Annotated in this window: 18 protein-coding genes; 8 read left to right on the forward strand and 10 right to left on the reverse strand. The window is 70.7% G+C overall.

The genetic code is table 11. The annotated features are described in order from the left end of the window. Nucleotides 1–23 precede the first annotated feature (23 nt). The 4 genes from FVO59_RS06170 to FVO59_RS06185 are packed head-to-tail and all read left to right on the forward strand — an operon-like array spanning nt 24 to nt 3,859. On the forward strand, nt 24–1,010 hold the full coding sequence (locus FVO59_RS06170; RefSeq protein ID WP_182255729.1) for an ROK family protein: 987 nt from the start codon (nt 24–26) through the stop codon (nt 1,008–1,010). Further along, entirely contained in the window at nt 1,007–2,191 is a 1,185-nt protein-coding gene (locus tag FVO59_RS06175; RefSeq protein ID WP_182255731.1) for a 1-phosphofructokinase family hexose kinase, read from the forward strand. Before FVO59_RS06170 ends, FVO59_RS06175 begins: the two co-directional genes overlap by 4 nt. Continuing rightward, complete coding sequence (locus tag FVO59_RS06180; RefSeq protein ID WP_182255733.1) at nt 2,188–3,054, forward strand: class II fructose-bisphosphate aldolase; 867 nt, start codon at nt 2,188–2,190, stop codon at nt 3,052–3,054. The genes FVO59_RS06175 and FVO59_RS06180 overlap by 4 nt, the downstream gene beginning before the upstream one ends. Nucleotides 3,055–3,085: 31 nt before the next feature. Next, the gene (locus FVO59_RS06185) at nt 3,086–3,859 is read left to right on the forward strand and encodes a DeoR/GlpR family DNA-binding transcription regulator (protein WP_182255735.1); all 774 of its coding nucleotides are present in this window, start codon (nt 3,086–3,088) and stop codon (nt 3,857–3,859) included. Between the two features lie 203 nt (nt 3,860–4,062). Here FVO59_RS06185 and FVO59_RS06190 read toward each other — a convergent pair whose 3' ends face one another. Beyond that, nucleotides 4,063–4,536, reverse strand: a complete 474-nt coding sequence (locus FVO59_RS06190) for an Lrp/AsnC family transcriptional regulator (RefSeq protein ID WP_182255737.1) — start codon at nt 4,534–4,536, stop codon at nt 4,063–4,065. A gap of 156 nt (nt 4,537–4,692) precedes the next feature. Between FVO59_RS06190 and FVO59_RS06195 the strand changes: the two genes are divergently transcribed. Beyond that, on the forward strand, nt 4,693–5,916 hold the full coding sequence (locus tag FVO59_RS06195; RefSeq protein WP_182255739.1) for an NAD(P)/FAD-dependent oxidoreductase: 1,224 nt from the start codon (nt 4,693–4,695) through the stop codon (nt 5,914–5,916). Between the two features lie 376 nt (nt 5,917–6,292). Here FVO59_RS06195 and FVO59_RS06200 read toward each other — a convergent pair whose 3' ends face one another. Then, on the reverse strand, nt 6,293–6,763 hold the full coding sequence (locus tag FVO59_RS06200) for an SRPBCC domain-containing protein (protein WP_182255741.1): 471 nt from the start codon (nt 6,761–6,763) through the stop codon (nt 6,293–6,295). Nucleotides 6,764–6,779: 16 nt separating this feature from the next. On the opposite strand from FVO59_RS06200, the gene FVO59_RS06205 reads away from it, so the two are divergent. After that, on the forward strand, nt 6,780–7,103 hold the full coding sequence (locus FVO59_RS06205; RefSeq protein ID WP_182255744.1) for an ArsR/SmtB family transcription factor: 324 nt from the start codon (nt 6,780–6,782) through the stop codon (nt 7,101–7,103). A 273-nt stretch (nt 7,104–7,376) separates the two neighbouring features. On the opposite strand, the gene FVO59_RS06210 is transcribed toward FVO59_RS06205, so the two are convergent. Continuing rightward, nucleotides 7,377–8,756 carry an MFS transporter gene (locus FVO59_RS06210; RefSeq protein WP_259363474.1) on the reverse strand — a complete coding sequence of 460 codons (1,380 nt, stop codon included), beginning with the start codon at nt 8,754–8,756 and terminating at the stop codon, nt 7,377–7,379. Between the two features lie 99 nt (nt 8,757–8,855). Here FVO59_RS06210 and FVO59_RS06215 point away from each other — a divergent pair, with 99 nt between their 5' ends. Further along, on the forward strand, nt 8,856–9,449 hold the full coding sequence (locus FVO59_RS06215; protein WP_182255746.1) for a winged helix-turn-helix domain-containing protein: 594 nt from the start codon (nt 8,856–8,858) through the stop codon (nt 9,447–9,449). Between the two features lie 38 nt (nt 9,450–9,487). Here the strand turns inward: FVO59_RS06215 and FVO59_RS06220 are convergent, their stop codons facing one another. The 7 genes from FVO59_RS06220 to FVO59_RS06250 all read right to left on the reverse strand — a co-directional run bounded on the left by FVO59_RS06220 (nt 9,488) and on the right by FVO59_RS06250 (nt 16,078). Beyond that, entirely contained in the window at nt 9,488–10,174 is a 687-nt protein-coding gene (locus FVO59_RS06220; RefSeq protein WP_182255748.1) for a hypothetical protein, read from the reverse strand. Further along, a complete protein-coding gene (locus tag FVO59_RS06225; protein WP_182255750.1) occupies nt 10,174–11,091 on the reverse strand; it encodes an ABC transporter ATP-binding protein in 918 nt (305 codons plus the stop codon). The genes FVO59_RS06220 and FVO59_RS06225 overlap by 1 nt, the downstream gene beginning before the upstream one ends. After that, nucleotides 11,088–11,483, reverse strand: coding sequence for a GntR family transcriptional regulator (locus FVO59_RS06230; RefSeq protein WP_182255752.1), 396 nt, complete (start codon nt 11,481–11,483; stop codon nt 11,088–11,090). Before FVO59_RS06230 ends, FVO59_RS06225 begins: the two co-directional genes overlap by 4 nt. A 100-nt stretch (nt 11,484–11,583) precedes the next feature. Then, entirely contained in the window at nt 11,584–13,539 is a 1,956-nt protein-coding gene (locus FVO59_RS06235; protein WP_182255754.1) for a DUF5107 domain-containing protein, read from the reverse strand. Between the two features lie 27 nt (nt 13,540–13,566). Further along, complete coding sequence (locus tag FVO59_RS06240; RefSeq protein ID WP_182255756.1) at nt 13,567–14,367, reverse strand: ABC transporter permease subunit; 801 nt, start codon at nt 14,365–14,367, stop codon at nt 13,567–13,569. Continuing rightward, nucleotides 14,364–15,398, reverse strand: coding sequence for an ABC transporter ATP-binding protein (locus FVO59_RS06245; protein ID WP_182255758.1), 1,035 nt, complete (start codon nt 15,396–15,398; stop codon nt 14,364–14,366). Before FVO59_RS06245 ends, FVO59_RS06240 begins: the two co-directional genes overlap by 4 nt. Continuing rightward, nucleotides 15,395–16,078, reverse strand: a complete 684-nt coding sequence (locus tag FVO59_RS06250; protein ID WP_182255760.1) for a TetR/AcrR family transcriptional regulator — start codon at nt 16,076–16,078, stop codon at nt 15,395–15,397. The genes FVO59_RS06245 and FVO59_RS06250 overlap by 4 nt, the downstream gene beginning before the upstream one ends. A 60-nt stretch (nt 16,079–16,138) precedes the next feature. On the opposite strand from FVO59_RS06250, the gene FVO59_RS06255 reads away from it, so the two are divergent. Continuing rightward, the gene (locus FVO59_RS06255; protein ID WP_182255762.1) at nt 16,139–17,293 is read left to right on the forward strand and encodes a class I SAM-dependent methyltransferase; all 1,155 of its coding nucleotides are present in this window, start codon (nt 16,139–16,141) and stop codon (nt 17,291–17,293) included. The last annotated feature ends 240 nt before the right edge of the window (nt 17,294–17,533 follow it).

The raw sequence follows: 17,533 nt of genomic DNA on the forward strand, positions 1-17,533 counted from the left end.
GACCGACGACGACGGAGCAGGACATGTCCGAGCAGAGCGGCATCCCCGAGGTGGTCAGCGACGAGTCCGGTGAGCGCCTGGCGCGCGCCGTGACGATCGGCGCGGGCGCACCCGTGCTCGCGTTCGACGTGGGAGGCACCGACATCAAGTCGGCCCTGTTCGACGCCAACGGCACCGCGCTCGGACTGCGACGCACGCCGACCCCGGCGGGCGGTGAGGACAGCCCCACACGGCTGATCGACCGGCTCGCCGAGCTCGCAGGCGAGCTGCGTGCGCAGTATCCGCACGCGCAGCCGAAGGCGGTCGGACTGGTCGTACCGGGCATCGTCGACGCCGAGAACGGCATCGGCGTCTTCAGCAGCAACCTGGGCTGGCGCGACGCGCCGATCCGCGATCTGATGGCCGCGAGATTCGGGATGCCCGTGGCCTTCGACCACGATGTGCGGACGGCCAGCTGGGCCGAGCACGTGCTCGGCGGGGCGCGGGACTTCGCCGACTCCGTCGTGCTGATCATCGGCACCGGGATCGCCGGCGCGCTGCTCGTCGACGGCCGCCCGCACACCGCCGGCGGCTATGCGGGGGAGGTCGGCCACTCGCCGATCGGGGAGTGGCCGTGCCCGTGCGGCGCCCGCGGGTGCCTGGAGGCGGTGGCCTCGGCCGGCGCGATCTCGCGACGCTACACCGACGCCACGGGCGAGGTCGTCGACGGAGCCCGCGAGGTCATCGCCCGCGCCGCAGCCGGAGACGAGACCGCTGGCCGCATCTGGAACGAGGCGCTCGACGCACTGACCATGTCGATCGCGCAGCTGACCGCGGTGATCGCCCCGCAGGCGGTCGTCATCGGCGGAGGTCTGTCGCGCGCGGGCGGAGCGCTGTTCGACGAGCTGCGATCCCGGCTCGCCGAGCGGCTGAGCTTCCACCGCATCCCGGCCCTGGTTCCGGCCGAGCTGTCCGGCAACGCGGGCATCCTCGGGTCGGCGCTGCGCGCCCGACAGGTGGCAGCGGCATGATCGTCACCGTCACGCCCAACCCGGCGCTGGATCTCACCTGGCACGTCGCGTCGCTGGTCGTCGGCGGCACGCACCGGGTGGATGCCGGGCAGGTGCGCGCAGGGGGCAAGGGCCTCAACGTCGCCCGCGTCGCCCACGCCCAGGGCGCTGACGTGCGCGCCGTGACGACATCGGGCGGCGCGACCGGCGAGGAGCTCGCCGCGGAGCTCGCGTCGTCCGGCGTGCCGAACGTGCTGGTGCCGGTCGCCGCCGCCACGCGGCGCAGCGTCGCGCTCGTCGACGAGGCTCTCGGCGACACCACCATCATGAACGAGCGGGGCGTGGCGCCGTCGGCCACCGAGTGGGATGCGCTGAGGGAAGCCGTTGCCGAGGCGCTCGGCGCCGCGGCGGGCGGCGACCTCTCGATGGGTGCTTCGGCTGTCGGACGCACCCCCGCTTCCGGTCCGACCGCCGACGCGTCGGCGCCCGACCCGCATCCGGTCGCCGACCCTTCGGCGCCCGACCCGCGTCCGGCCGAGCGCGCCAGGGTGCTCGTGATCTCGGGAAGTCTGCCGCCCGGCACGCCAGACGACGCTCTGCCCTCCCTGATCCGGCTCGGCCTCGAGGCGGGCGCGACGGTGATCGCCGACACCTCGGGCCCGGCGCTGCTGGCCGCGGCGGAGGCCGGGGCATCCGTCCTCAAGCCCAACGAGCACGAGCTGCGCGATGCGACCGGCCTCGACGACCCGATCGACGGCGCGCGCGAGCTCGTGCGCCGCGGTGCCCGGCTCGTGCTGCTCTCGCTCGGGGCCGACGGGATGCTCGCGGTCTCTCCCGCGGCATCCGGAGGCCTCTCCGTGCTGCACGCGAGGCTTGACCGGTCGCTCGCGGGCAACCCGACCGGTGCGGGGGACGCCGGGGTCGCCGCGTGCGCGGTGCTGATGGATGCAGGCATCCACGAGCCCGCGCAGATCCTGCGCCGCGCGACCGCCTGGTCTGCCGCCGCCGTGCTCATGCCGCTCGCCGGCGAGATCCATCCCACCTGGCCCGACCTCGAGGCCGCCCTCACCCTGACGTCCGGTGCGCCCTCCGGTGAGAAACCGCATCCTGCCCGGGAAACACGCGCACGCGTGGCTCCCCATGCGGAATCCGGTCTCTCGCCGGGCGAGCGCCCGGCATCCCACCCGAAGGAGCCCCGATGACCCTCGTATCCGCACGTGAGCTCATGCGGTCAGCCGCATCCGCCGGCACCGGGATCGGCGCGTTCAACGTCATCCATCTCGAGACGGCAGAGGCGCTCGTCTCGGCGTCCGAGCGCGCGAACCTCCCCGTGATCCTGCAGATCTCGCAGAACTGCGCCGACTACCACGGGGGCCTCGAGCCCATCGGCTGGGCGACGCTCGCCATCGCCCGGCGCGCGAAGACCCCGGTCGCCGTGCACCTCGACCACGCCGAGCGCCCCGAGCTCGTCGACGAGGCCATCGAACTCGGCTTCGGATCGGTGATGTTCGACGGGGGCAGGCTCGACTACGAGCAGAACGTCGACACCACGGCCGACGTGGCGGCGCGCGCACGAGCCGCCGGCGTGTACATCGAGGCCGAGCTCGGCGAGGTCGGCGGCAAGGACGGGGCCCACGCCCCTGGCGTCCGCACCGACCCCGATGAGGCCCGCGCGTTCGTGGAGGCGACGGGCGTCGACTCGCTCGCCGTCGCCGTCGGCTCATCGCACGCGATGCTCGACCGCTCTGCGTCCCTCGACATCGACCTCATCGGACGCCTGAAGAGCGCGCTGCGCGGGATCGGGCGCTCCGGCGGCGACATCCCGCTGGTGCTGCACGGCTCGTCCGGCGTCGCAGACGACGTCATCGTGCAGGCGGTGCGCGCGGGCATGACGAAGATCAACGTCTCGACCCACCTCAACGGCTACTTCACCCGGGCGATCCGCGAGGCGCTCGCCGCCGACGAGAACCTCGTCGACTCGCGCAAGTACCTGAAGCCGGCCCGCGAGGCCGTCGCCGAGGAGGCGGCGCGGATGCTGCGCCTGTTCGCCCTCGAATCCGCCTGACAGTCGCCCGGACTGCCAGACTGAGCACGATATGAAGCGCGCCGCCAGACTCACCGCCATCCTCGACCTGCTCGCCGCACAGGGCGAGGTGAGCGTCGACGATCTCGTCGAGCGGTTCGGCGCGTCGGCTGCGACCACCCGCCGCGACCTCGACAGCCTCGCCGAGCGCCGGCTGCTCACCCGCACGCACGGCGGCGCCGTCGCGCAGTCCGTCGCCTACGAGCTGCCGATCCGCTACCGCAGCCATCACGGCACGGGAGCCAAGGAGCAGATCGCGGCCGTCGCTGCATCCCTCGTCGAGCCGGGCCAGGTGGTCGGGCTCTCTGGTGGCACGACGACCAACGCGATCGCCACGGCGCTCGCCGCGAGGGACGACTTCGCCGAGCAGGGCCTCACCGTCGTCACCAACGCGGTCAACATCGCCGCGCAGCTCGCGATGCGACCCGAGTTCAAGGTGGTGGTCACGGGCGGCGTGATCCACCGTCGCAGCTTCGAACTGGTCGGGCCGTTCGTCGAGCAGCTGCTCGGCGGCATCCGCCTCGACATCGCCTTCATCGGCGTCAACGGACTCTCGGCAGAGTCGGGAGGCAGCACGCACGACGAGGCAGAGGCCGCCGTGAACCGGATGATGGCCGAGCGCGCCGGGCGCGCGGTGATCGTCGCCGACGCCTCGAAGATCGGCCGTGCGGCCTTCGCGCACGTCGGAGATTCCGACCTCTTCCCGCTGATCATCACCGACCCCGCTGCCACCCACGAGCAGCGCGCGGCGCTGGCGGGAGCCGGATTCGAGGTGCGCGTCAGCTGATCCGCGCGCTGCCCGGGGTCGGCGCTGCCCGGGGTCGGCGCGCTGCCTGGGTCGGCGCGCTGGGTCGGTGGGGTTAGTCTGCCCGGAATCCGGCAAGTCTGCCGGGATCCGGATGCTTGTGGCTCGGACGTCCGGATCTGGGGTGGTCTGCCGGATCTGGGACAGCGCGGGGTGCCGGGCGGCGGGCGGTCGGACGGCGGCGGTCAGATGCCGCGCGATCCGGCGGCCTGGGCGAAGATCAGGCTGGTGCTGGTGGATGCCACCTCGGGCTGCAGGCTGATGGTGTCGGACACGAGCTCGCGCAGTGCCGAGGCATCCGGCACCGCGACGTGCACCAGGAAGTCGCGGTCGCCGGCCAGGAAGTAGACGCGCTGCGTCGCCGGCAGCTCTTCGAGGTAGGTCTGGAATCGGCGCAGTTCTCCGCGGGCGTGAGCGTGCAGACGGATCGTGATGAGCGCCTCGAGGTGCAGGCCGAGGGCGGCGGGTGCGATCTCGGCGTGGAAGCCCACGATGACGCCGTTCGCCTGCAGCGCGCGCACCCGCTTGAGGCAGGTCGATTCGGCGATGCCGGCGATGGCGGCGAGCTCGGTGTTCGAGATGCGTCCGTTGCGGCTCAGCTCGTGCAGCAGGGTGCGGTCCACGGCATCCAGGACGGGGCGCGAAGATTCAGCGACCATGCAGGGCCTTCCTCCGTGAGGGGTGAAGATTGCCACCATTCATACCTGATTCTACGCAGAATCTTCGGCGGAGCATCCATCCATCCTCGGAATCTGCATAATCGCAGGTAGTGGGCGTCTTCTCGCGCCCACGCTCAGCTGTCTCAGGAGGACGCAATGACGCGGACGATCGTCGTCGGTGCCGGAATGGTCGGACTTGCCACGGCATGGCATCTGCAGGAGCGCGGAGTCGACGTCACGGTCATCGACCGCGTCGGCATCGGCGCGGGCTCGTCGTGGGGCAATGCCGGCTGGCTGACCCCGGGCAAGACCATCCCGCTCGCCGACACCGGGCTGTGGACGTACGGTCCCAAGGCGCTGCTCGACCCGGATGCCGCCCTGCACGTGCCGTTCCGGGTGGATGCCGGACTCTGGTCGTTCCTCGCGCAGTTCGCCGCGCACGGCACCAACCGGGCGTGGGACAGGACGATGGCCGACCTCACGCCGATCGACAAGATCGCGCTGGAGTGCTTCGACGAGCTGATCGACGGCGGCGTGAAGTCGTGGACCCGCGAGGGGCCTTTCGTCATCGGCTTCAAGCAGGAGGCTGATTCGAAGGGCTTCCTGCACGAGATCGAGGGTGTCGTCCGCCACGGACAGGACGTGCCCTTCGAGCGCCTCGAGAACCCGCGCGAGCTGGCTCCGGTTCTGTCGGATGCCGTGACGCATGCGTACCGGCTCGACGGTCAGCGCTTCTTCGAGCCGGCGCCGTTCCTCGAGGCGCTCGGCGCCGCTGTGGTGGGACGGGGTGCCGAGCTGGTCACCGGATACGAGGTCACCGACGTCTCGTCGACTCGCCGCCCCGTGGTGACGATGTCGAACGGTCAGCGCCTCGAGGCCGACTCGGTCGTGATCGCGACGGGCGCCTGGATGCCTGCGCTCGCCCGCAAGCTGGGTGTGCGCACGCGCGTGCAGGCCGGCCGCGGGTACTCGTTCACCGTCTCGACCGAGGTGCCGCAGGAGCATCCGGTGTACTTCCCGTTCCAGCGCATCGCGTGCACCCCGTACCAGGGGCGCTTCCGCATCGCGGGCACCATGGAGTTCCGCCGCCCCGACGAGCCCTTCCAACCTCGCCGAGTGCAGGCGATCATCGCCCACGCGCGGGAGATGTTCCAGGGCATCGATCTGGACGACTGCCAGGACGAATGGGTCGGCTCGCGCCCGGTCACACCCGACGGGCTTCCGCTGGTCGGCGCGACCCAGGCCCCGAACGTGTACGTCGCCGGCGGCCACGGCATGTGGGGCATCGTGCTCGGCCCCGCGACCGGCAAGCTGCTCGCCGAGCAGATCACCACCGGCCGCATCGCCGACGAGATCCGCCCCTTCGACCCGCTGCGCTGAGCCGCGCGTCGTGCCCGCGCCCGGCGGCGGGCTGCTGCGCTGAGCCGCGCGTCGTGCCCGCGTCGGGTTGCGTCCGAGTTACGTGGCTCGACGGACCGCAGCTGTCGGACGGGAAACGCCGGTGCCGGATGCCTCCCACCGGCGTTTCCCATCTGCCGCCCGGCCGCACAGATGGAAATCGCCGGTTCCAGGGGGCGCGCACCGGCGTTTCCCATCCGGCGCGGGCATCCGGGTCGGTCGGGCACGCCCGGTCACCAAGGCGGACTCGTCGTCCTGCGGCCAGGAGCGCACGTACAGCTCGCGGCAGGGTCCCGACGGTGCGAGTCCTCGGGCGAGCATCTCGGCACTGTGTCCGGGCCGATTCTGGTCGGTGCTTCTACTTGTAGAAGCCGTCTCGCAGGTTGATGCCGTGTTCGACCCATGCCTTCATTGCGGACAGCATCCCGGTCCAGCCCTCGCAGTTGCCGAAGGCGCTCTTCGCGCCGGCATCGGTCGCGCGCCAGGCGCTCTCGGTGATCGTGATGAGCGTGCGTGTGCCCTCGTCGATCGCGGCGAACTCGAAGACGGTGCGGGTGCGTCCGGTGTCGGATGCCGTGTCGGACCCGTCCCATTCGAGCACGATGCGGTTCGGAGCCTGGGCCTCGACGACTGTGACCGGGAAGCGTCCGGGAAAGTCGGCGAAGTCCCATGTGACATCGGCGCCCGTCTCGAGGCGGCCACGGGCGCCGCCCGTGGTGAAGTACTTCGACAGCTGGGCGGGGTCGGCGACGGCTTCGTAGACCTCGGAGACGGGCCGCGACACGCGACCCGAGACGGTGAAGGAGAGTTCGGTGATCTGCTCCGACATGTTGTAAAATTACAACATGTCATCGTCCGATGGAACCCCCGCCGACGACGACCTCGTCTTCAAGGCGCTGGCGGCACCGGCGAGGCGCCGGATGCTCGACGCGCTGCGCCCCGGCGAGCTGACTACGGGCGAGCTGTGCGCGGCCTTGCCCGAGCTGGATCGCACCACAGCGCTGCAGCATCTGCGGGTGCTGGAGCGGGCCGAGCTCGTGATCGGCCGCCGCGTCGGCCGGGAGCGCCGCCTCTCGCTCGCGCCGATGCCGATCAAGCGCATCTTCGACCGCTGGATCGGTGACTACGCACGCGCCGCCGTCGACCTGCTCGACGATCTCCACCGCTGAGCGCCTGCTCGCCGCGGTGTGGGGCGGTCGATTCCTGCTCGCCGCGGTGTGGGCCGTGCCCGCATCCGGGTCACGTGACTCGACGGACAGCAGCTGGCGGATGGGAAACGCCGGCGCGCGGATGCCTCCACCGGCGTTTCCCATCCGCCGCGGGCGACCGGGAGTCGATTCGGCACGGTCTCCTGCCGTTTCGCGTACGCGATCGACCCCGGGGCCGGGCAAAACCCGGCCGTCCGCGCTCCGCCCGACCCGACCGTCCGCACCCCCGTCCGCTCAGGAGACCCCGACCGGTGAGGCGGGCTCGAACTGCGCCGCATGCGCGCGCCAACCCGCCTCGGACGGGAGCGAGCGCAGCGGACGGTTGACGAGGGCGAGCAGGGCGGCGACCGCGCACAGCGCACCGCAGAAGAGGATGGTCGTCGTGCGACCTGCCCACGAGAGGCCGAAGCCGGCGATGAGCGGAGCCAGCGGCATCGCCCCCATGCCGAGCACTCCGGCTGCGCTGTTCGCGCGCCCGAGCAGGTGCGAGGGCGTGGCGACCATGAAGTAGCCCATCATCGCGGCGTTCAGCGCCGGAAGGAGGAACACCGCGGCGCCGAACACGATCGCGATGGCCACCGGCGCGTCGACGACGCTCATCGCGAACACCCCGGCCGTCGCGACCACCAGGCCCAGAGAGGTCAATGTGCCCGCCTTGACGCGAGGCACGAGCATCGGCGCGACCAGGGCGCCCACCAGCATCACCGCGCCGATCGCGGCTGAGATCACCCCGATGACGACCTCGGAGTGTCCGTCCTGCTGCAGGGAGTACACGACGCTCGTGCTGGCCGCGTTGAAGCCGAGGTTGATGACGGTGATCACGATCAGCACGCCGCTGAGGTCGGGGCGGGAGAAGAGCCACCGGAACCCGGTGCGGATCTCGCTCAGCATCCCGCCGCGCGGGGCCTCCTCGGCGACGGCCGCCGCCGCGGCATCCCCTTCGCTCTCCGCGCCGGAGGTCGCGCCGGGGCGCACGTCGGTCGCGAATCCGGATGCCATGGCACCGGCGTCGCCGTCGGAGCCGTCGTCTCCTCCGCGCGCCGCTCGCGTGCGACGGGTGGCGCGCACCAGCATCCACGCGGTGATCGCGGCGAAGCCGTATGCCGCCGTCATCACGACTCCGACCACCCATGCTCCTGCCGCGAGCAGGACGCCGCCCAGTGGTCCGCCGGCGAGCTGCAGTGCGGCGTCTCGGCCTTGGTTGGCGGCCTGGGCGCGGCCCATCGTCTCGTCAGAGACGAGCTGCTTCAGAGCGCTCTCGCCTGCCGGCTCGAACAGTCCCGCTCGCACGCAGAGCACGATCTCGAGGGCCAGCAGCACGGCGAAGGTGAGCGCATCGGCGGAGGCGAGCACGGCGAAGGCCGCTCCGACGAGCATCGCGATCAGCGAGCCGACCAGCATCATCAGGATGCGGTCGTGCCGGTCGGCGAGCGCGCCGCCGACCAGCGTGCTGATCAGGCGCACGCCCATGCCGACGCCGCCGATGATGCCGGCCTGCGCCGGGTCGTCGGTGACGAAGAGCGCGACGAGCGGGATCGCGAAGCCGAAGAGCGTCGTGCCCAGGCCCTTGCTCGTGTCGCTGACCAGCCAGAGCAGTAGCGGCGATTGCTCCACAGGCGCGCGGGCGAGTCGGTCGTCATGATGGCGATGCTATCTGCGCAAGAAAACTTGCGCAACTAAAGTTGCGCAAATTTGGCTGAGTACAATGCGGTCATGCCGGACGACACGAAGAGCAGCGGTCACCAGGGCGTGACGACCATGACCTCGGCGATGCTCAAGGCTCTCGCCAATCCCCTTCGCCGCCGTATCGTCAACGAGCTGATCCGCCGCCGGCACGCGCGCGCCGCCGACCTCGCGGCCGACCTCGACGTCGCGGCCAACACCCTCAGCTTTCACCTTCGCGTCCTTGCCGACGCCGGCCTCATCGAACCCGATCCCGAGCACGCGCGCGATCGGCGCGACCGGGTCTGGAAGCCGGCTGAACTGCACGCCCTCGAGCTCGGCTCACCCGATCACCCCATCGAGGACACCGCGGCCGGGGCTGCCTTCGTCCGACTGGTCATGGACGAGCACGCCGACCTGCTGCGCCGCGTAGCCAGTTGGACGCCGGAGTACACGCAGGGCCGCGACCCGGTGGTCCGCGGCACGTTCCAGCAGCGCCATGCCCGCCTCACCCGTGCGGAGTTCGAGAAGGCGATGACCCGGGTCGACGAGGTCTTCCGTGAGATCGAAGAGGCGCACGATGAAGCCGATCCCGCCAGCCTCTTCTGGCAGATCGACATCCTCGCAGCGGACGAGACGATCTGACCGGCTCGCGGGGGGCCGCCGCGCGGCCCCCCGCTCGCCTAGGGAGTCGCCCTGCGCAGAGTGAGGTACGAGACGGCCATGAGTCCGACCACCCCGACCAGGCCCCAGAGGGCGATCCCCAGCGCGCCGAGCTCACCCAGCACTCTGCCGACCTGCATCCAGAGCTCGAGCCTGGTGATCACGAAGGCTACGGCGACCAGCAGCAGACCGATTCCGACGCCGACGAGCGAGATGGTCATCGCCCCCCACCGCTTGTAGATCGTGGCGCCCGTGAACCCCGTGACGAAGAAGAACAGCGCGAGGGTGAAGAAGATCACGAACGCACCGGCGGGACCGGCGGTCCACAGGTCGGGCAGGTGGAACACCCATCCGTTGACGCCCCACCCGTCGGTCAGCAGCTCGATGCCTCCGCCGATCAGGAAGAGCAGTCCCATGAATGCACTGCTGATGACCGCGGTCAGCATCGTTCCGATGAAGAACTCTCGGCGGGTGATGCTGATCGCCTGCGAGAACGGGAACGTCAGGGTCATCGCCGACATCCCCACGCCGAAGAACACCCACAGCGGGGCCTGGCCGCCACCGCCGTACTTCGGGGTGTCGACGGGGATCATCGCGTAGATGAGCACGGAGAGCACGACGGCTCCGGCGAGAACGATGAGCGGCACCCAGATCAAGGGGGCTCGGTTGATCATCTGCAGTCGGACGACATTGAATACGCGTCGCATCAGCGGACCTCCTCGGCAAGAGCGGGCGTGGTGGTGGAGCGCGCCTGGGCGGCGTTCTGGGTGAGGCGCACGATGAGCTGCTGCAGCGATACCGGCGCGAGGTCGAGATCGGCCTCGGCTACGGCGGCGCGGTCGGCATCGGTGAGGTGACCGAGCACGGTGACGGATGCCACTCGGCCGAGCGATTCGCGATGAAGGACCTCGCGTCCTTCGGCCCACGCCTCGACCTTGGCGGCATCGCCGACGACCGTCGACGCACGCCCCCGCACCGCATCCGTGTCCTCGTCGAGCAGCACCCTGCCCTCGTCGATCACGATGACCTTCTCGATGAGGTTCGACACCTCGTCGATCAGGTGGGAGGAGAGGATGACGGTGCGCGGGTGCTCGGTGTAGTCCTCGAGCAGGCGGTCGTAGAAGATCTGACGCGCGACGGCATCGAGACCGAGGTACGGCTCATCGAAGAAGGTGATCTCGGCGCGGGATGCGAGGCCGATGATCACACCGACGGCCGACAGCTGGCCGCGCGACAGCTTCTTGATGGTCGTCTTCATCGGCAGCTGGAAGTCTGCGATCAGACGCTCGGCGAAGGTCTGGTCCCAGTTGTCGAAGAACATCCGGGCGGCGCGGAACGCATGCGTCGGCGTGGCGTCGTCGGGGTACTTCTGGCTCTCGCGCACGAAGCAGATGCGGCTGAGCACGCGCGCGTTCTCGTACGGGCGCTCGCCGAACACCAGGGCATCGCCGGATGTGGCGAAGTTCTGCGCGGTGAGGATCGACATCAGCGTGGTCTTGCCGGCGCCGTTGCGGCCCAGCAGCCCGTAGATGGCATCCTTCTCGATCGACAGCGAGACGCCGTCGAGAGCGAGCTTGTCCTTGTAGCGTTTGGTGACGTTCCGAACCTCGATGACAGCGGTCATGCGCGGCTCCTTTCTGTCGATGCGTGTTCATCCGCACGCCGCACTCGCTCGCGCAGCAGGGCGGTCAGGTCTTCGGCGCCGAGGCCCAGCGTCGCCGCCTCGGCGATGAGCGGGTCGATGTACCGCTCGGCGAACGCGGTGCGCCTCTCGGCCAGCAGGATGTCGCGTGCGCCGGCGGCGACGAACATCCCGATCCCGCGACGCTTGAGCAGGATGCCCTTGTCGACCAGCATGGCGACGCCCTTCGCGGCCGTGGCCGGGTTGATCCTGTAGAACGCGGCGAGCTCGTTCGTCGAGGGGGCCTGGTCGTCCTCGCTGAGCGTGCCGTCGAGGATGGACTCCTCGATCGACCCGGCGATCTGGAGGAACAGCGGCCTGGCTTCGTCGATCACGTCGCCTCCGGTTAGATGGTTGGTTACTTAACTAAGTAACCACATGACCGGCGATGGTGTCAAGCCCCGGATACGACGGCGGGCGAGTACAGCGGCCGGGTCAGGTCATCGAGAAGTCGTAGCGGGCCGGAACGGGGCGGTCGGGGAACGCCTGCTGCCACAGCGCCGACATGCTCAGCTCTCCCTCGCGGATGTCCGGCACGTCGAACTCGGCTTCCAGCATCCGTCCGGCGTCGTCGCGAGCTCCGGATGCCAGCGCCGCGCGCACCGCGAGCACCCGGAACCGACCCCGCTCCCGCACCTCGGCGGGCAGTGATGCGATGAGCCCCGATGCCTCCTCCGCCCGCTCCGCGGTCAGCAGCGCCTCACCGAGCTCGAGCGCGAGGGGAGCGAGATCGGGGGCGAGCGAGAGGGCGTCGGCGAGGGCCGCGATGCCGGCATCCGTCTCCCCGCCGGCGATGTCGACCAGGCCCAGCCCTCGCAGCGCCCAGGCCGTGCGGCGCAGGCGCAGCGACGCCTCGTAGGCCGCCTTCGCCCCGGCCAGGTCGCCGCGCGCGTGCGCCATGACTCCACGGTGGTGATGCGTGAGCCAGCTGGCCGGAGCCTCGGCGAGGAGCCGATCCCAGAGCGGGCCGGCGACATAGCTGGCAGGCGGTGCACCCGCGTCGAGATCGGAGTCGTCGCCGTCCGCGTCGATCGCGCCGGCATCAGAGCCCGCCCGAGCGTCGGCTTCGCTCAGCCCGAGCAGGCGGCGCCAATACGCGGCGTCCTCCCCTGCCGTCGCGTCGAACCGCACGCCGGGCAGGCTCTCGAACGCCTCTCCGTACCGCTCCGCGAGCACAGCCTCCAGCGCGCCCCACGGCGAGCCGACGTTCAGCAGTCGCTCCGGAGCGACGTCGGCGACGGCGTCGAGGCGCGACGCATCGGTGGCTCCCGCCGCCGTGCGCAGCTGCGCCCCGACGACCTCCACGGCCGAGGCCCACGCCCCGTCGACGTCGCCGTCGACCTGCAACGGCAGGAAGGTCTCGCTCCACTCCCAGGTCGCGCCTCCCGGCATCCGCAGGTGCTCGTACTGCGTCGTCGCGAGCCCGCCCTGGATCTCGAAGTACGCGCCCGTCCGTCCTCCCAGCCACTCCTGCCAGTGCCGCCCACCGGTGGTCTCGCCCCACACGAACAGCTTGCGTCCCGACAGGCGCGGCGAGGAGACGTGGCCGAGGCCGGAGCCATCCGGCTCGAGTGCGGCGATCCAGGGCACGACCGAACCCTCGAGCGAGTAGAACCAGTCAGCCGCCGCGCGGGCTTCGGCCGGGCGGCTCACGTCGGGCGAGGCGACGTCCACCCGCCCCAGCGTCCCGTCGTACTGGGTCTGGTACGCGTGCGTCGCAGGGGCGAACACACGCGAGCCCGCGGTCTGCGCGACCGCGATGTTGGTCCACCAGTACATGCCGGTCTCGTCGGCGTGCGGATTGCGCACCCGCACGCGCACATGCAGTGCCGCGACGGCGGAGTCGAGAGTCGCGTCGATCTGCACGATCAGCCCGCGCACCCGCTCGTACTCCCACATCCGCAGCACCGGCTCGCCGTCGGGCGCGATGAGCGATGCGGCGTACATCGGATCGCAGGTGAGCGGCCAGTGCCCGCGCATGCCGATGTTCCACTCGACGCCGCCCGAGAACCAGGCGCCCCGCAGCGCGAGATTCGCCGGCTGGAACATCGCGTTGCGGTACACCAGATCGCGCCCCGTGGCCTTGTCGAGCAGGCGCACCAGCCGCCCACCGAGCTCGACCGCGAACTCGGCTCTCATCAGGTCGTTCTCGAGCACTGCCACGCGCATCGGCGTGGGGGTGCGCTCTCGCGTGTACTCATCCTGCAGCAGGTAGGGGTGGATGCTCGTGACCTGGCCGTACCGGATGTTCTCGGCGATGTCATCCGGAAGCCCGTCGACCGACGCCTCGTACGGCGCCTGCGGCATGGCCGCCACAGCCGGCAGCGGATTCGGCGCCCCGACGGGAGCCGACGGGAGAGTGACCGAGGTGAGCGCGAGCGTGGCAGTCATGATGCTGCCACGCTAGCGCCGCCGGGCTCACCCGCGCAGGTCGCGGCGCGAGAGCGCGAGGGCCGATGCGACGCCGAGCACCACGGCGATCCCCCAGACGAGCAGCAGGCCGCCCGTCTCGACGCCGTCCCTCAGCGGCGGCTGGTGGTACACCCACGCGTAGGGCGAGAGGGCGTTGAGCCATTCGAGGTCGTCGGACTGCTTCGCGACGGCCTGGAGCACGTATCCGAGCACGGCGACGCCCGCCGCGACGCCGGTCGCCCATGCCCTGCGCCCCGTCAGGGAGCCGGCGAGCAGACCTGCCATCGCGCTGAGGAACGCCAGCCCAGTGAGCGCGAGCGCGGCTCCGACGATGTGCGGAGGATGGATGCCCAGCTCCGCCGGCTCGTTCAGCGCGAACACGATCGCGCCCGAGAACGCCCCCAGCCACAGCAGCCGCACGAGCACCGCCAGCGCCGACTCGGCCGCGTACTGCGACCGGCCGATGCCGTGGGCGAGGTCGAGCTCGAGCCGACCCGACTCCTCCGCGCCGGCGACCGCGGCCGAGCCCCACAGCACCGCGGCGATGGTCAGCAGCAGGAAGCCCATCAATCCGTAGAAGGTGCTCTGCGCGTATCCGGCGCCGGTGGCGATCTGGTCGTAGCCGATCGTGTCGACGAGCTGTTTCGGCAGCGCCTCGATGACGCCGTCGAGCTGGCCGTTCGCCCCGAAGCTCGGGTACAGCGGCAGGTACAGGAAGAGCACCGCCGCGATGCCGAGGCTCCACCCGATCAGGCTGCGCCACGACTCGCGGATGCTGCGCCGGAACACCGGCAGGATGCCGCTCATCGCGCACCTCCCTCGTGACGTGAGCGTCTGGTCTCGCCGACACCCCCACCTGTCGCCGACACCCCCGCCTGCGAACGCCCATACCTGGGGGTGTCGGCAGGAACCAGGGGTGTCGGCGAAGGGGCGGTCGGGCCGTACAGCCGCAGCACGCTCTCCTCGAGGTCGGGCTCCTCGACGGTCAGGTCGCGAACGGTCACCTGGGCCAGCGTCTTCACCAGCGGGTCGATGTCGCCGTCGACGGTGGCGGCCAGCTGCAGCGCGCCCGCATGAGAGGTGATCTCGAGCTCGGTCACACCCGGGATGCCCGTGAAGCGGCGGTGCAGGGCATCCGGATCCTGCCCGTCGAGCGCGACCCTCACCCGGCGCACCGAGCCGAGGCGCAGTGACGCCACGTCGCCCTGGGCGACGATGCGACCCGCGGCGAGCACGGCGACCTCGTCGGCGGTCTGCTGGATCTCGCTGAGCACGTGCGAGCTGAGCAGCACGGTCTGCCCTGCGTCGCGCGCCTCGCGCACCATGGAGAGGAATTCGCGCTGCACGAGCGGGTCGAGACCGCTGGTCGGCTCGTCGAGGATCAGCAGCTCCGGTCGGTGCATGAACGCCTGGATCAGCCCGACCTTCTGCTTGTTCCCTTTCGACAGACTGCGCACCGGGCGCGACAGATCGACCCCGAGCCGCTCCGCGAGCTCGGAGACGTAGCCACGCGCGACGGGGGCGGAGACCTCGGAGTAGAACGACAGCATCCGGTGCCCCGTCACGCGGCCTTCGAGCCGCAGCTCGCCCGGCACGTAGCCGATGCGCCGCCGCAGACGCGCGCCGCCGTGCCGCGGATCCTCGCCGAGCACGCGCACCTGGCCGGAGGAGGGCCTGATGATGTCGACGAGGGTGCGCAGAGTCGTGGTCTTGCCTGCGCCGTTCGGCCCGATGAGGCCGTAGATCGTGCCCGGCCGCACGTGCAGGTCGAGGTCGTGCACAGCGGTGCGGCGACCGTATCGCTTGTGCAGCGCGGAGATGTCGATGACGGAGGTCATGAGGCCCCTCCTTCGGTGGGCTTCGGGGTGCGGGTCTCGGTGAACTGCTCGGCTGCGGATGCCACGGCCTGGCGTGCGCCGTCGAGGAAGGCCGTGCTCGAGTAGATGCCGTGGGTGAGCAGTTCGAGGGTGGGCAGGGTGGTGCGCAGCATCCCGGCCGGGCTCAGCTGGTCCTGGCCCAGCACACGGCCGATCTGCGTGCGCATCATCACCGGCGCGAGGCCCATCATCGCCACCAGCAGCGTGGTCATCTCGGGGTCGCTCATCTCGACGAGCAGGCCGGCTGCGCGCTGCTCGTCGAGCACGCTGCGGGTGACCTCGATGATCTCGTCGAACAGGCGGTCCGCCGCCGGCGAGCTGTCGCTCAGCATGCGACCGAGGTAGTCGACGTAGGGGCCGTAGCGCTCGACGTCGTTCAGGGCCGCGCGGATGCGGTCGGCCGTCGGAGCCTCGATCAGCTCGTGCTTGTCGTCGAGGAACGCCGCGAGCACGTAGTCGTCGCACGCGGCGCGCAGCGAGCTCTTGTCGCCGAAGTGGTGCACGATCAGCGCGGCGCTGACGCCCGCGTCCTTCGCGATCGCTCGCATGCTGGTCGCGTCGAAGCCGTCGCGCGCGAACGCGCGGATCGCGGCCTCGCGGATGCGGGCTCTGGCGGTGAGATCATCGGATGCTGAACGCATGTACAGCACACTAAACGTACGTTCAGTCGCTGTCAAGGCGCGCGGCGATAGTGTGAGCGGATGGTGTTCGACTTCCGCGCCCTGCGGCGCTTTCCCGACGTCGAGGCACCGAATCTGCAGGCGTGGGACGCCACCGACGAGCTGCTCGTGCAGAGGGCGCTCGCGGCCGAGGTCGCCGGTGATGAGATCGTCGTGATCGGCGATGAGTACGGAGCGATCGCGCTCGCCCTGACGGAAGCAGGGATGCACGGCATCCGCGTGCACCAAGACCTCATCACCGGGCGGCGTGCGCTCGTCGCCAACGCGCGGACGCTCGACCTGCCGCTGCCCGCGGCCCACGAACTCGACAGCTCGCTGCTCGCCGGTGCGCGCCTCGTGCTGCTGCAGCTTCCCAAGGGGCTCGCCGAACTCGAGGAGATCGCCGACGCCGTCGCCCGGTGGGCGGCGCCCGACGCCACGCTCATCGCCGGCGGGCGCGTGAAGCACATGACGCTCGCTCAGAACGAGGTGCTCGGGCGCTTCTTCGGCGAGGTGCAGCCGCAGCGCGCCGAGCGCAAATCGAGGCTCGTCGTGGCATCCGCAGCCCGACCCGTGCCCGATCGGCCCCCTTTCCCGGTGAGCCGGCAGCACGACGGCTTCACCCTGAGCGCATACGGCGCGGCGTTCGCCGGCGCGCGTCTCGACATCGGCACGCGCGTGCTCATCGACGTCATGGCGACCCGGTTCCTGAGCGAGGAGCGCAGCGACGAGACGAAGGGCGACCCGCCCTCGGGCGACGGGCTGCAGGTCGTCGACCTGGGCTGCGGCACCGGCGCGCTCGCCGTGGCGTTCGCGCAGCGGCATCCGGATGCGGTGGTCACCGCCACCGACAGATCGGCCTCCGCGGCGCGCTCGGCCCAGGCGACCGTCGTCGCGAACGGGCTCGCAGGCCGGATCACCGTCACCCTCGACGACGCCGGCGCGGAGCTGCCCGACGGATCGGCCGACCTCGTGCTGCTCAACCCGCCGTTCCATCTCGGCGCGGCCGTGCACGAGGGCGCGGGGCACCGGCTCATCCACGCCGCCGCGAGGCTGCTGAGACCGGGCGGGGAGGTGTGGACGGTGTTCAACTCGCACCTCGATCACCGGGGTGTGCTGAGCCGCGATGTAGGGCCGACCGAGCAGGTCGCCCGCACCCCGAAATTCACCGTGACGCGCAGCATCCGCCGCGGCTGACGATTCGCAGAACCCCCGGTGAGAGCGGGATTCGCGAAAGCAGATTTGCCACCGGATCAGCCATTCGTTAGCGTGGACAGGTGGCCGGGAGGCCACCATGACCAGTCCGCGGTCTCGTCCTTCTTTCGACTCGAGCTGTACACGAAGAGGCGTGAGCGTACGGTCGATGTTCTATCGCGGGGATCCGAAATCCTCGTCTGTGCCGCCAGTGCAGCGTTGTCGAAACGGCCTTGAGAACGT

The sequence above is a fragment of the Microbacterium esteraromaticum genome (assembly GCF_014084045.1).
In the GTDB taxonomy this organism is placed as follows: Bacteria; Actinomycetota; Actinomycetes; order Actinomycetales; family Microbacteriaceae; genus Microbacterium; species Microbacterium esteraromaticum_D.

Coding starts and splice junctions, on each gene's coding strand:
- FVO59_RS06170 (WP_182255729.1), top strand. CDS start 24: ATGTCCGAGCAGAGCGGCATCCCCGAGGTGGTCAGCGACGAGTCCGGT.
- FVO59_RS06175 (WP_182255731.1), top strand. CDS start 1,007: ATGATCGTCACCGTCACGCCCAACCCGGCGCTGGATCTCACCTGGCAC.
- FVO59_RS06180 (WP_182255733.1), top strand. CDS start 2,188: ATGACCCTCGTATCCGCACGTGAGCTCATGCGGTCAGCCGCATCCGCC.
- FVO59_RS06185 (WP_182255735.1), top strand. CDS start 3,086: ATGAAGCGCGCCGCCAGACTCACCGCCATCCTCGACCTGCTCGCCGCA.
- FVO59_RS06190 (WP_182255737.1), bottom strand. CDS start 4,536: ATGGTCGCTGAATCTTCGCGCCCCGTCCTGGATGCCGTGGACCGCACC.
- FVO59_RS06195 (WP_182255739.1), top strand. CDS start 4,693: ATGACGCGGACGATCGTCGTCGGTGCCGGAATGGTCGGACTTGCCACG.
- FVO59_RS06200 (WP_182255741.1), bottom strand. CDS start 6,763: ATGTCGGAGCAGATCACCGAACTCTCCTTCACCGTCTCGGGTCGCGTG.
- FVO59_RS06205 (WP_182255744.1), top strand. CDS start 6,780: ATGTCATCGTCCGATGGAACCCCCGCCGACGACGACCTCGTCTTCAAG.
- FVO59_RS06215 (WP_182255746.1), top strand. CDS start 8,856: ATGCCGGACGACACGAAGAGCAGCGGTCACCAGGGCGTGACGACCATG.
- FVO59_RS06220 (WP_182255748.1), bottom strand. CDS start 10,174: ATGCGACGCGTATTCAATGTCGTCCGACTGCAGATGATCAACCGAGCC.
- FVO59_RS06225 (WP_182255750.1), bottom strand. CDS start 11,091: ATGACCGCTGTCATCGAGGTTCGGAACGTCACCAAACGCTACAAGGAC.
- FVO59_RS06235 (WP_182255754.1), bottom strand. CDS start 13,539: ATGACTGCCACGCTCGCGCTCACCTCGGTCACTCTCCCGTCGGCTCCC.
- FVO59_RS06240 (WP_182255756.1), bottom strand. CDS start 14,367: ATGAGCGGCATCCTGCCGGTGTTCCGGCGCAGCATCCGCGAGTCGTGG.
- FVO59_RS06245 (WP_182255758.1), bottom strand. CDS start 15,398: ATGACCTCCGTCATCGACATCTCCGCGCTGCACAAGCGATACGGTCGC.
- FVO59_RS06250 (WP_182255760.1), bottom strand. CDS start 16,078: ATGCGTTCAGCATCCGATGATCTCACCGCCAGAGCCCGCATCCGCGAG.
- FVO59_RS06255 (WP_182255762.1), top strand. CDS start 16,139: ATGGTGTTCGACTTCCGCGCCCTGCGGCGCTTTCCCGACGTCGAGGCA.